This window comes from Thermotoga sp. 38H-to, assembly GCF_011057665.1.
Lineage (GTDB): Bacteria > Thermotogota > Thermotogae > Thermotogales > Thermotogaceae > Thermotoga.
The window spans coordinates 273,716-286,190 of the sequence record NZ_LNFZ01000002.1 but is presented as its reverse complement, the minus strand read 5'-3'; the positions used below and the strand labels follow the sequence as shown (position 1 = coordinate 286,190).

Here is a 12,475-nt window from a genome sequence, read left to right as displayed (position 1 = left end):
GAAGGGCGCTGAAGCGCCCTTCTTCATTCTCCGTCCTCTTCAGTGTCTTCTTCGAAGAAGATCTCTTCGATATCGGGTATGCTGTTCTGCCACTTTTCGAAGACTTTCTGAGCCGTTGCGTATTCTACTCCTTCAAGCATAACACCCTCGGGGGTTTCTTCCGCTTTGAAGATGTAGACTTCACCGAGGTCTTCGATCATGTCTCTTGCGTCGTTCAGAAAGACCTCTTCGCAGACCCAGAAGAGATTTCCTTCGTCCTCCACTTCTCCCAGCTTGTGGAAGAAGACTTCGTTTCCATCCTGATCGATCAGGCTGAAAACTTCCGTTGTGTGTTCGTGTTCATGTTCATGCTCATGTTCGTGCATACTCATAATAAAAACCTCCTTGACAAAAAACTGGGCTCTGAGAAATACTACCATTTGTGGAGGATAAAATCAAGTAGCCGGTATGGTCTTCCAAAGACTCGATCTTCGGGAGGTCCTGAAACCGTGGAAATAAAGCGTCTCACAGAGAGAGTGGCCTACGTTCCAAATCCGGTGAACATAGGTGTTGTGTACACAGAAAGCACCGCCGTTCTCGTGGACAGCGGGCTCGATGAGAGCGTGCCAAGAAAGATTTCTCGACTTCTGGAAAAGCCTCCTTTGTATCTCATAAACACCCACTCTCACGCCGACCACTGCGGTGGGAACGCCTTTCTGAAAAAGCGCTTCTCCACCCGCGTGTTCGCCCCAAAGATGGAAAAAGAGATCATAGAAAACACCGTCTTTGAGCCTTTCTACCTGTACGGTGCTCATCCTCCAGGTGAACTCAGAAACAAGTTTCTCATGGCAGACCCCTCCGCTGTCGATGAGGCGATCGAAGAGGGAACCATCACGATTGAGAGCGTGGATCTTGAGATAGTACCTCTTTCTGGACACTCACCGAACCAGATCGGAGTGGCTGTGGATGGTGTCCTTTTCTGCGCAGACGCCGTGTTTTCTGAAGAAACACTGAGAAAACACAGAATATTCGTCATCTACAACGTGGAGAAGTTCCTTGAAACGCTCGACTTTCTTGAAAAGACAAACTACAGCTGCTACGTTCCGTCTCATGGAGAGGTGACTCGAGATATCGGTGAACTTGTGGAGAAAAACAGAAAGGCAGTCGAGAACATTATCAGCGCCGTTCTGGAAATCACAGCAAGTCCCGTGAGCACAGACGAACTGATGAAACATCTCTTCGACAGATTCGAAATCACTCTGGAAAACCTTACTCAGTACGTACTCTACAGATCCACCGTTCACGCGTACCTCAGCTTTCTCCTGGATAGGAAAGAGATTGAAAGAGAATTCAGAGACAACGTTCTTGTGTGGAGGCGGTGCTGATGCTGGTGAACTGGGTATTTCTTGGACTCGAGTATCTCGTGGGAGTTCTCCTTGTTTTCTTTGCGATACGTTTTTTCGATCTGAAAGGAATGTACGCCCTTGGGGCGATTCTTGTTCTCTACATGAACGTCGCCGTTTTGAAGGCTTACGAATTGCTTCCGGGTGTCCAACTGTATGCCGGGGTTTTCCTTGGACCTTTCTTTGTCACGTTGATCGCCATCGTAACCGAAGTATACGGGTACAGAGAGGCGCAGAAGCTGGTGGCGGTGGGTTTCTTTGCCCAGGTTGTATTTCTGATGGGGATGTTGATCGCACTCGGTTACATCCCTTCCAGTGAAGACTGGGCACACGAACACATGAAGGCTCTTTTTCTTCCCGTCTGGAGAACCACGCTCTTTAGCTGGCTTGCGTTCGTCGCGTCTGGTATATTCAAGGCAAGGTTTCAGGATTTTTTGAAGCGAACGAAGGGCCTTTTCGGAAAACACCTGTGGCTCCGCGACAACGCCGCAACGAAACTGGCCCAGCTTGTGGACAACGTGATCTTCTTCTACGGAGCCCTCACCGGGTACTTTTCCTTGAGAACGATCACGGTCTTTCTGATCTGGACCACACTCTTTGAGTGGCTCTTCGACTACTTTGACACGTGGGTTGTAGTGAAGGGTGTGGGGTGGTTGCTGGATCAGAATCCTGAGAAACTTTTTTACAGGGAGGAACGATCGTGAGACTCGCTTATGTAGCTTACATTTTCTTTGACAAGAACCTCGGTGTGAGAAAGAAACTGATATCTCAAATGAAGATTTTCTCAAAGTATTTTGATTCGTATCTTTTCACGCTTGAAAAGAACGAACTCATCGTTTACAACGGTGACTGGCAAGTGGAGAGACGTATTTCTATCCCAGAAGAGTACCTGTTCAGCGAGAATGACAGTTTCTTAGTAAAAGTGTTCAAGGTGCTTGAAAGAACAAAGTGGTTCTTTGAAACCGTGAATAGAGAACTTAAGGATTTCGATATCACGTACATTAGAGCGTTTTTGCCCGTAAAGGAAGCGATTGGTCTTTTGAAAGATTTAAAAAAGAAAAATACGAAAATCATATTTGAATACCCAACATACCCTTTCGGTCACGAATTTTTCAAGACTTACGGCCCTGTATTCTTTTTGATGTATTATCCTCGATACAAAAGGGTAAACAATCTGGTCGATCTTATTGTGACTTTTGGAGAAAAGAAAGGGGCCGACAGCGGAAAATTCATCACGCTATCCAATGGAGTGGACTTTTCTGATATTCCCCTTAAAAAGCCTGCCCCTGACGATGATGTCCTGAACCTCATAGGTGTTGCGCGCCTCAGGTACTGGCACGGTTATGATAGAGTTATAAAAGGACTCGAGAGATATTACAGAGACAACCCAGAGAAGAAAGTTTACTTTCACATTGTGGGAGATGGACCTGAACTTCCGAAGTTGAAAAAGCTCACAGAAGAACTGAGAATGGAAGAGCACGTTATCTTTCACGGATTGAAATACGGTGAGGAACTGAACAGGATATTCGACATTGCACATGTTGCTCTGGGAAGTCTGGGAAATCATCGGAAAAGAATATTTGTAGAAAGCGCCCTTAAGAATAGAGAGTACTGTGCAAGAGGAATTCCTTTTGTAATCTCATCCAACGATCCGGATTTTCCTCAGAGTTTTAAATACGTATTCAGAGTACCAGCGGATGAGTCTCCCGTGAATATTGATGCTATAGTGACTTTTTATGAAAATATAAAGAACGAAAATTACTCCTTAAAAATGCGAAAATATGCCGAAGAGAAACTCAGCTGGGAAGCGAAGATGAAACCTCTCATAGAAAAAATCCTGAATATGAGGTGATCGCATGAGAGTACTCTCGCTGGTCGGTGCAAGGCCTCAGATCATAAAAGAGGCGGTGCTTCACAGGGAATTCAAAGAGAAGGGGATAGAGGAGATCCTCGTTCACTCCGGACAGCACTACGACTACAACATGTCAGATGTGTTCTTTGAAATTCTTGAGATCAGACAACCTCACTACAATCTCAACGTGGGATCTGGAACCCATGGAGAAATGACGGGAAAGATCATGATCGAGTTTGAAAAGGTTCTCCTCAGGGAAAAACCTGATCTTGTTCTGGTTTACGGCGACACCAACACAACCCTTGCTGGTGCGCTCGTGGCTGCAAAACTCAAAATACCTGTCGCCCACGTTGAAGCGGGTTTGAGGCAGCATCCCAAAGACATGCCAGAGGAGATAAACAGGATCGTCACAGATCGCGTCTCTCAGATTCTTTTCTGTCCAAGCAAACTCGCGGTGAAGAATCTCGAGAGAGAAGGAATCACAGAAGGAGTTTACTTTGTGGGGGATGTGATGTACGATCTTTTCCTCAAAATGGAGGATAGATTCAGATACGATGTGTTCGAAAAGCTGGGGCTGAAAGAAAATGAATTCGTTCTTGTCACCCTTCACAGGGATTTCAACGTGGACGATCCAGTAAAACTGAGAAAGATTTTAGAGCAACTCAAAAGAATCTCCAGAGAGAAGAAAGTAGTCTTTCCCATCCATCCCAGGACGAAAAATAGAGTGAAGGAATTCGGTCTTGAAAACCTCCTGGAAGGTATGGTTGTGATAGACCCGGTGGATTATCTGAACCTCATGGGACTTGTAAAAAGGTGCTGGAAAGTGGTGACGGACAGTGGGGGTCTTCAGAAAGAAGCGTACTTTGCAGGGAAAAGAGCGATAGTCGTGATGCCGGATACGGGCTGGAGAGAACTCGTCGAAGCGGGATGGAACAAGTTAGCCAGTGAAGAGAATCTCTTCGACGTGACCATGGAAGAAGACCGTTCGGAATATCCATCAGGACTGTACGGTGACGGAAACGCCGCTGGAAAGATCGTTGAGGTGATAGAGGAATGGTTTCGGAGTTGAAGAAAGAAGCGATCGAAAGTTTCAGGAGAGGCGAATTAAAAAAAGCGTACGGCTTTTTCAGAAGAATTCTCTCAGAAAATCCAGAAGACAAAGAAGCGATCTACTACTCTGCTGTTATTTTTCATCGGCTTGAAAGGTGGAGAACTGCGAAAAGATTCGCTCTTCAATATCTGAGACTCTTTGGTTCGGACCCATCGATGGAGGAGATTCTCGGAGATGTTCTATCCTTTGAAGGTGATTTCAAAACAGCTGTGAAATGGTACAAAAAATCTCTCAAACACTCTCATGAGGGAAGTGATCGTGTTCGAAATAAGCTAAAAGAAGCACAGAAAAAACTTGAGGAAAGCTTGGACAAGAAAAAAATAGCCGTTGTCGTGGCAGAAGGTGCAGACGCGTTCACCGATGATCTGATAGAAAGACTTTCGGAGAAATATTGGGTGAGGAAATTTTCTGTTCCGAAGAAGGAATATTATTTCTTTTTCAGCGCTCTTGCGGTGCTTTACGGCAGGAACATGCTGAAACCATTGGTTGTAAGATTCCTTTTCTCTATTTTTCCAAACACTTTGAAAAGAGCACTGAGATGGGCCGACGTTGTCTGGATAGAGTGGGCCTCTCCGGTGGCAGTGGTGGCGAGCCTTTTGAAGAGAAAAAAGAAAACATTCGTCAGACTCCACAGGTATGAGGCGTTCAGAACTTACAGTTTTCTGAAGGAAAACAGTTCTCTGATAAACTGGCAGAATCTTGATGGAGTCATATTCGTTTCCGAATCGGTGAAAAAGATTGTCGAAGAAAGAGGAACAAAGCTCCCCGAAAAAACGGTTGTGATCCACAATGGTTTGAACTTGGAGAAGGTATCTTTTGAAGAAAAGTCAAAAGGTTTCGACATTGGCTGGGTGGCAGGTATCATCCCTCGTAAAAATCTTCATCTGGCACTCGAGATCATGGGACGTCTTGTTCAGATCGATACCAGGTACACACTGCACGTGGCGGGAGAGTTCAAAGATGAGCTGTACGAAATCTACATAAAGCACCTGGTTAAAGAAATGAAGCTCGAGAACAATGTGATCTTCTACGGATGGGTCGACGATATAGATGCGTGGTGGAAAGATAAGAACTACATTCTATCAACAAGTTTTCATGAGGGACACCCTTACAATATAATGGAAGCGATGGCGAAAGGAATAAAACCAGTGATTCACAACTTCCCTGGTGCACGTGAGTTCTACGATGATGAGTTTCTCTTCAACAGTGTTGATGAAGCGGTTCAAAAGATCGTCGAAGAAGACTACGATTCGAAGAGGTACAGAGACTACGTGATCAAAAAAGGCTGGACCATCGAACACCAGGTGAAGGCGTTCGAGGAATTCATTGAGTCTCTTTAAGAATTTTGTCTCAAGTGGTGAAGTCAAACTTATGATTCTGAAAGAGAATTTTTCTGTTTTTTAGGCCATCAGCCTTAAAGGTCAGAAAATAGTGAAAGATATTAGCACAGTTTTCTTCGAAGAACCATACTTTTTACTCGGCCAGGAAGTGAAAGAGATAGGAACCTACTTTTCCCTCATGAAAACAATTGCTATGTGAAACAAAAAACTCGGAAAAATCGCCAGTGTCATGGGAGTGGCACAGCACAAACTCAGCTACTATCTGAGCAGATTAGTAGATATTGGCCTTCTGGAAAGGGAAGTACCAGTAACAGAACGTTCCTCGGAGAAAAGCAAGCGGGGATTGTACAGGATAAAGGATTATTTTCTGGATTTCTGGTTCAAGTACATCTATCCTTACAGGAGTTACGTAGAAATTGGCCAGACGAGTTTTGTCATTGATGTGATAAAGAAGACTTTCAAGGAAAAACACGTGAGTTTTGTTTACGAAGACATCTGCAGGGAAAAAGTTACACGAATGAGCCTGAAGGGAGAACTTCCAGTTCTGGCTTCAAGAGTGGGAAAGTGGTGGGATGGAGAAGATGAAATAGATATCGTTGGAGTCGACAGCGAAGACAGGGTGGTTCTTCTTGGGGAATGCAAGTACACAAACTCACAGGTCGATGTGGATCTCTACTACAAACTGGTTGAAAGATCTAAAAAATTGAACGTGGTTGAAAGACCATTGTATGTTTTCTTCTCCCTCAACGGATTCACAAAAGAGTTCATTCGAAAGTCGAGAGAAGAGAATAACGTGCTTCTCTTCGAATGTGACGATGGTGATATCAATGGAGGTGATAATGTGCGCTTTGTCTCGATTAGAGATATCAGGAACAATCCAGCAGTGCTCTGGAAAGACAGTGAAGCGGTCATCACAGTGAATGGAAAGCCGAAGGCTGTTGTCATGAGAATCGATGGAGATCCAAAAGAAATTCTGGATTTCATAGAAAAGATGAGAGTTCAAATAGCTGTTGAGAAATTACGGATGTTTTCTCTGGAAAAAGGATTGAACAATCTCTCGGATGATGAAATTGAAAAAATAGTTAGAGAAGAAAAACGAAAGTATTCTTCTGAATAATGAATTTGAATTTATCTATCCCGGTATTATCAAAGACGCGGCAGGTATCGAAAGGGGCAACAGTTTTTCAAACCGGCAGAGTATAATAAATAATTGGAAAAACTCTCAGTGAAGGGTGGTATTGATCTGGAGAGAAGCAAAGACTGGTTGGATGCGGCAAAAGATGATCTGGAGCATGCAAAACACGATTTGGAGCACGGCTTCTACAACTGGGCATGCTTTTCTTCTCAGCAGGCAGCAGAAAAAGCTGTGAGAGCTGTGTTCCAGAGAATGGGTGCACAGGTATGGGGACATTCTGTAGCGGATTTGCTCGGGGAACTCTCCAGCCGTTTTGAAATTCCTGAAGAACTCATGGATTTCGCCCTCGAACTGGACAAAGCCTATATCCCCACCAGGTACCCGGATGCCCTTCCTTCCGGATCTCCCAGAAACAGGTACTCCAGAACCGAAGCCGAAAGGCTGGTGGACTATGCCGAAAAGATCGTCAGGTTCTGCGAAGATCTTCTATCCAGAATATGATCGGGAAAAGGTCCTGGAGATAATCAGAAACTCCCTCCCACAGCTTTTGAAGGTACTTCCTGTAAAGCTTGTTGTGCTTTTTGGCTCTTATGCAAAGGGGAATTTCACCGCCTTCAGTGATATCGATCTCCTCGTGGTGTATGATGATCCAATCAAAGAAGACGCCTACAAAATAGTGAAAAGGACCATCAAATTGAGAGGTCTCGAACCTCACGTCTATTCCCTGAGTGAGTACAAGCAGATAGAAAAGACCGTCGAAAAGATGATCGAAAACGGAGTGGTTGTTTACAGGAAAGAAGATATTTGAAGAGGTTCTATAGATGAGAATTTTTGTGCTTGAGAGTGTTGAAATATCTGATATTGAATCCAGAGATTATGTTCACCTTCTCTCTCTGGTCTGTCTACCAGAACACTCAAAAGATCAGCCACTGTTCGTTTCATAAAAACCACCCCTGTTCTGCTTTTCTGTTTTGTTTAGATTATACTACAAATTCCTATTACCAGCTCGACATCGTCGACAAACTCGACAGACACCGGACAGGTTCGACAGCTTTCTCAGGCGGACGTGACTTGAAAATCAAACACGTCGATATTTATCGAACCAATTCGATAAATTCGTACGTTTTTATCGAATGAGATAGATAAATTCGAACGAGTATGGTAAAATAAGATGAAATCTCTCCAGGGAGTGGTTCGCAGTGAGGATGGACGAGCTTTACATTATGAATCCGTGGTGGCGAGACCCAGAGGTCATAAACATTGATCGACACATATCGATGTTCGAAAACAGCACATTCAAATACTTTCCAGAAAATCTCTTCAAGAAGATTCCGCCGAACAAACCCGGGATATACACAATAAGAGGGCCTCGCCAGGTAGGAAAAACTACGTTCTTAAAACTCTACATAAGGAAGCTTTTAAGAGACGGTGTGAAACCATCGAACATTTTCTTTTTCACATGCGACGCTGTGAAAGATAGATTCGAATTGATAGAAACGATGAAGATCTATTTTCAGATTTTCGAAAGGAAAGCCAGTGAAACAAGATACCTATTCATAGATGAGATAACCGCGGTGGAAGACTGGCAGAAATCCATCAAATATCTGGTAGACATCGGTTTGCTTGAAAATTTCCTGCTCATACTCACAGGTTCCTCCGCTTTCGATCTGAAGAGATCGAGTGAAAGACTTCCAGGAAGAAAGGGTTACGGTGAAGACCTGGTGTATCTTCCTCTCACCTTCAGAGAATTTCTAAAAAGCCTTGGAGTTTCGGTGGAAAGAATGTCGGTGGATGATATCTTCTCGAAAAGCGAGGAAGAACTTCGAATTCTGTATCTCAAGAACTCTTTTCTGAAGGAGTACTTCGTGAAATACCTGAACACAGGTGGATTTCCAAAAGTGATAGATGTTTTCCTGAAAGAAGGCAAGATCGACGAGATCACGAAAGGAGTTTTTCGAGATTTCATCCTGGGAGACGCGGAGAAATACCTGGGATCGAGGATTAAGATCATAGAGATCTTCAAAAAACTTCCAGATATAGTGGGGCAGCGTTTTACATGGAACTCCCTTGTTGACATATTCAGTGGCGCTATAGAAAGTGTTGACACGATTCAGAAATATTTCGAGTATCTTGGTTACAGCTTCATTCTGATGAACGTGTTTTTCGTGGATATTTCCAGAAAAACTGTCAGATTGAAGAAACAGAAGAAGACGTATCCCATCGATAGAGTTGTGGTCGATATCATTGAAGAGATCAGCGGAAAGCAGATCAAGTTTCCTCAAATCATAGAAATGATAACTCTCAGACATCTTCTTGGAGACGGCAAGACCTTGCAAAATGGAACAAATCTCTACAGCGGACCGTTTTTCTGGTACTCAGATCGTGGAAATGAAATAGATTTCGTTTTCGAACACAAAGGTTCCTTGATACCGGTGGAGGTTAAATACCAGAACAAGATACATAGATCTGACTACTTTGGAATGAAAAGAGTCTTCAAAAAAGGAATTCTCGTTACCCAGGAGACAATTTTCAAAGATGAAGATATCGTAGTCATCCCCGCGTGGCTTTTCTTTGCTGTGTTCGAAAGAGACTGACCTACAGAAAGGTCAAATTTTCCAAATTTTAACCTGTGGATAGGTCAAATTGAACTATAGTTTCTCCGATGAAGTTCTACTAATGATTTCCAGAATTTTAAGTTCTGTATTGATATATGATACATCAGAATGGGAGTGGATGATAATACAACAAAAATTGAAGAAAGACTCTGCTATCTGATGGAACTGTGGAAGGTAGACTGTCTTCCTCTGGTTTCTACCGTGTCTTCGTAATTCTTCATCTCTCCCACTGGGATTTTCACAAGTATGGCAGTTGAAACGCTTTTCCGAAAAGATCATATTTGACAGTATGGTGATGTACGGTGGTGTATTCGATAGATTACTTTGGTGTCTAATGCGACTCTGATTTGTAAAAGCGGGAACTGGGATGGAGAATTCTTTTCCTCTAAATATATGTAAACAGTCCTTTTGTGCCCTGTTTGTTGCTTTCAAATCACTTTTTTCTGAGTTGATTCTTTATGTAGGAAAACGCATCTTTGTAAATCAGTAAGATAGCAAGCATCACTAGAACGCAGAGGATGCCGTAGAACGCATAGTTTTTCACAAATGTGCCGGCTGCAGCAACAGTGATTGTCAAAAGGGTGCACAAATAGATTCTCCCAAGGTCAAAATCAACGGGATAATACTTCTTCGCAATGACTGTTCTCAGTGTAAAAAAGAGAATGTAGGAAAGTCCTGTTGATACAGCAGCTCCTCTTGCACCAAGTATGGGAACAAGTAACGTATTGCCTAGGAAATTCGCAATGGCAGAAAGACCTGTGATGACAATATGCCAGTAGGTCTTCTTGGAGAAGTTGATGCCTAAAACAGTGGTTTCAGAGATCGTGTACATAATCGGATAGAGTATCAAAAACGGTGCGATGTACGATGCTTCTCTGTAGCTTTTGGCGAACAGCAGAAATATGAGATCTTTGAATCCAAGAACAAAAATGCCGGCTACAAACAAAACAGCACTGACTATCGTGTTCGCCTTTTTGAAAAACTCTTTCGAATCGTTGTTCAACTCATATTTTTCATAGGCAACGGGTATCCAGAAGGTAGTGAAGCCACTCTGTAATAACTGAATTACCGAGACAATCTTGAACGCAGCGCTGTAGAGACCTATTTCTGTAAAGGTGGAATATTGTCGCAGAGAGATTCTATCTATCGACGAGAAAAGCCAGTACAGGAGAGAAGAAGGTACAAAAGGAAGGCCGTACTTCAGGAAAATTCTCAGAAGGTTTAAATTCAACCTTGCGAATTTGCGGGAGGATCTATCGGCAAGAAATCCAGCTATTAAGGCAGAGATATTTCCAACCATTTGACCAAATACGATTGCATAGAAACTTCCCGAAACGATCAACACAAACAATACTGTTCCTCCAAAATTACCCAGAGAAGAAATGATATCCAGCGTAGAAAATAAAATCCCTTTCTTTTGCATTCTAATGGAGAGTTGATTGTATCTCTGTAGAATTCCAGTGAGCAGTGATAAGGCAAAAAGTAAACCGATCCAGCGGTAATGTTTTCCATACAAAAGCACACTCAAGGGTCTTTCAAACAATATGAAAATTACTGAAATTCCCATTCCGAAAACAACGGAGGGTATTAGACAGTTCCAAAAGGTTTCACTCTTGTCCTGTTTTTCGTAGTAATACCTTACAAAACTCTGATCAAGTCCAAGAAGGGAAAACAGCAGAGCTACATTGTACACTAACGTGAACATCGAAGCACGGCCGAACTCTTCGGGCACGATCAAGTAGCTGATGACGGGAGTGGAAATGAAACCAATTATCGCACGAAACCAGGTACCTAACGAAAAAGATAGAAAGCCTCTCAAATACTGCTTCATGGTTTCTGCACCACTCGCTTGTATACACCTATCTCCTTTTCTACTATATTCCTCCATGTGAATCCTTTCGCTCTTTCCAGAAGTCTGTTTACATCGTATCCTTCTTTTAAAACCTCAATCACTCTTTTTGCGAATCTCTCTTCGAATTGATCTCCTTCTTCAATAACGTACTCTGGAAATCCTATCGCTTCTGGTATCCCTCCGTTACTGCTTCCAATCACACATGTACCACAGGCCTGGGCTTCAAGAACGACACAGGGCCAGCCTTCATTTCTGCTTGGAAGCACCATCACGTCCATTGCGTTCATATATTTTGCAACCTTTGTCTGCACCACCCTTCCAGTAAAGACAACATCGAGTCCTTTCATCTCTTTTAGTATTTTATCTTTCAACACTCCATCTCCAACGATCAAAAATCTGGTGTTGGGAAGTTCCTTCGCTATTTTCCCAAATATCTCAGGAAGTTTATCTGCCCTTTTTATGGGGATAAGATTTCCAACAAAGCCCACGTAGTGTGTGTTTTCTTTGTATATTCCAAGTTCTTTTCTCACGGCATTTTTGTCCATGGGTTTGAACACATCTGGATCGTACCCATTTGGTATCACAACTGCGTTCTGTCCAGAGTATCCAAAAGATTTTGCCTTTTCAAGGAGTGCTCTGCTTACAAAGATACATCTTGCGGCGTTTTCTAGAGTTTCCAGGTATATATCTCTCACATCACGTCTTGCCATGTTCAGGTTCACATCGCTTCCATGAAGCGTCACAACGTAAGGAACGTTCCAGATCTCAGAGACCTTCCTTGCAACAACACCTGCTGGTGCGGGAAGATACATCCCGTGTGCGTGGATGACAGTGTGTTTTGGAAAGTTTTGAACGACCTGTTCAGCAAATCGATCCGTGAGGTTTTCAAGTGCTCTTTTCATTGTCCAGAACTTCTGAACAACTACATCAAAAAGCCCTCTTTCAACAAAAACAGGCTTGAAAGACACTCCTTCCAGTTCTTTAAGAGGAACTTCAGAAGGTTTGCGTAGAAGGCTTCTTAGAAGACTTAGAAGTCTTCCCTTATCCCTGAACGCCAGCGAAACGGCCGTAAAATCAACGCCGAGTTTTTCGTGCTCCTTCAGCCTTTTTGTTATGAAGATACCTGAGTTTGGGTTGTCTTTTGTTGGGAAGAGATTTGTCAGGATGAGAACCATCAACTTCCTATCC

General features: G+C 43.2%; 13 protein-coding genes. 10 read left to right on the top strand and 3 right to left on the bottom strand.

All coding sequences use genetic code 11. The features are described from left to right. Positions 1-23 precede the first annotated feature (23 nt). Positions 24-371 carry a hypothetical protein gene (locus AS158_RS05515; RefSeq protein WP_011942977.1) on the bottom strand — a complete coding sequence of 116 codons (348 nt, stop codon included), beginning with the start codon at positions 369-371 and terminating at the stop codon, positions 24-26. Between the two features lie 117 nt (positions 372-488). Here AS158_RS05515 and AS158_RS05510 point away from each other — a divergent pair, with 117 nt between their 5' ends. The 10 genes from AS158_RS05510 to AS158_RS05470 all read left to right on the top strand — a co-directional run bounded on the left by AS158_RS05510 (position 489) and on the right by AS158_RS05470 (position 9,414). After that, positions 489-1,364 carry an MBL fold metallo-hydrolase gene (locus tag AS158_RS05510; RefSeq protein WP_165304664.1) on the top strand — a complete coding sequence of 292 codons (876 nt, stop codon included), beginning with the start codon at positions 489-491 and terminating at the stop codon, positions 1,362-1,364. Further along, a complete protein-coding gene (locus AS158_RS05505; protein WP_165304663.1) occupies positions 1,364-2,086 on the top strand; it encodes a queuosine precursor transporter in 723 nt (240 codons plus the stop codon). Before AS158_RS05510 ends, AS158_RS05505 begins: the two co-directional genes overlap by 1 nt. Next, a complete protein-coding gene (locus tag AS158_RS05500) occupies positions 2,083-3,234 on the top strand; it encodes a glycosyltransferase (RefSeq protein WP_165304662.1) in 1,152 nt (383 codons plus the stop codon). The genes AS158_RS05505 and AS158_RS05500 overlap by 4 nt, the downstream gene beginning before the upstream one ends. 4 nt (positions 3,235-3,238) lie before the next feature. Beyond that, positions 3,239-4,303 (top strand): UDP-N-acetylglucosamine 2-epimerase (non-hydrolyzing), encoded by a 1,065-nt coding sequence (wecB, locus tag AS158_RS05495; RefSeq protein WP_165304661.1) that lies wholly within the window; start codon positions 3,239-3,241, stop codon positions 4,301-4,303. Then, positions 4,288-5,685 carry a glycosyltransferase gene (locus tag AS158_RS05490; RefSeq protein WP_165304660.1) on the top strand — a complete coding sequence of 466 codons (1,398 nt, stop codon included), beginning with the start codon at positions 4,288-4,290 and terminating at the stop codon, positions 5,683-5,685. Before wecB ends, AS158_RS05490 begins: the two co-directional genes overlap by 16 nt. Positions 5,686-5,914: 229 nt before the next feature. Beyond that, positions 5,915-6,802 carry a DUF234 domain-containing protein gene (locus AS158_RS05485; protein WP_165304659.1) on the top strand — a complete coding sequence of 296 codons (888 nt, stop codon included), beginning with the start codon at positions 5,915-5,917 and terminating at the stop codon, positions 6,800-6,802. A gap of 108 nt (positions 6,803-6,910) precedes the next feature. Further along, positions 6,911-7,321 carry a HEPN domain-containing protein gene (locus AS158_RS05480; protein ID WP_165304751.1) on the top strand — a complete coding sequence of 137 codons (411 nt, stop codon included), beginning with the start codon at positions 6,911-6,913 and terminating at the stop codon, positions 7,319-7,321. Next, positions 7,272-7,628 (top strand): nucleotidyltransferase domain-containing protein, encoded by a 357-nt coding sequence (locus tag AS158_RS05475; protein ID WP_165304658.1) that lies wholly within the window; start codon positions 7,272-7,274, stop codon positions 7,626-7,628. Before AS158_RS05480 ends, AS158_RS05475 begins: the two co-directional genes overlap by 50 nt. A 13-nt stretch (positions 7,629-7,641) precedes the next feature. Next, positions 7,642-7,764, top strand: a complete 123-nt coding sequence (locus AS158_RS09350) for a hypothetical protein (protein ID WP_277601178.1) — start codon at positions 7,642-7,644, stop codon at positions 7,762-7,764. A 255-nt stretch (positions 7,765-8,019) separates the two neighbouring features. Continuing rightward, positions 8,020-9,414, top strand: a complete 1,395-nt coding sequence (locus tag AS158_RS05470) for an ATP-binding protein (RefSeq protein WP_165304657.1) — start codon at positions 8,020-8,022, stop codon at positions 9,412-9,414. Between the two features lie 454 nt (positions 9,415-9,868). On the opposite strand, the gene AS158_RS05465 is transcribed toward AS158_RS05470, so the two are convergent. Both AS158_RS05465 and AS158_RS05460 read right to left on the bottom strand, forming a co-directional pair. Next, a complete protein-coding gene (locus tag AS158_RS05465; RefSeq protein WP_165304656.1) occupies positions 9,869-11,266 on the bottom strand; it encodes an oligosaccharide flippase family protein in 1,398 nt (465 codons plus the stop codon). Next, complete coding sequence (locus AS158_RS05460; protein ID WP_165304655.1) at positions 11,263-12,465, bottom strand: glycosyltransferase family 4 protein; 1,203 nt, start codon at positions 12,463-12,465, stop codon at positions 11,263-11,265. The genes AS158_RS05465 and AS158_RS05460 overlap by 4 nt, the downstream gene beginning before the upstream one ends. Positions 12,466-12,475: the final 10 nt, after the last annotated feature.

What these genes read in the sequence shown, in the direction of transcription:
- AS158_RS05515 (WP_011942977.1), bottom strand. Translation starts at nt 371, where the DNA reads ATGAGTATGCACGAACATGAGCATGAACATGAACACGAACACACAACG.
- AS158_RS05505 (WP_165304663.1), top strand. Translation starts at nt 1,364, where the DNA reads ATGCTGGTGAACTGGGTATTTCTTGGACTCGAGTATCTCGTGGGAGTT.
- wecB (WP_165304661.1), top strand. Translation starts at nt 3,239, where the DNA reads ATGAGAGTACTCTCGCTGGTCGGTGCAAGGCCTCAGATCATAAAAGAG.
- AS158_RS05490 (WP_165304660.1), top strand. Translation starts at nt 4,288, where the DNA reads ATGGTTTCGGAGTTGAAGAAAGAAGCGATCGAAAGTTTCAGGAGAGGC.
- AS158_RS05485 (WP_165304659.1), top strand. Translation starts at nt 5,915, where the DNA reads ATGGGAGTGGCACAGCACAAACTCAGCTACTATCTGAGCAGATTAGTA.
- AS158_RS05475 (WP_165304658.1), top strand. Translation starts at nt 7,272, where the DNA reads ATGCCGAAAAGATCGTCAGGTTCTGCGAAGATCTTCTATCCAGAATAT.
- AS158_RS09350 (WP_277601178.1), top strand. Translation starts at nt 7,642, where the DNA reads ATGAGAATTTTTGTGCTTGAGAGTGTTGAAATATCTGATATTGAATCC.
- AS158_RS05465 (WP_165304656.1), bottom strand. Translation starts at nt 11,266, where the DNA reads ATGAAGCAGTATTTGAGAGGCTTTCTATCTTTTTCGTTAGGTACCTGG.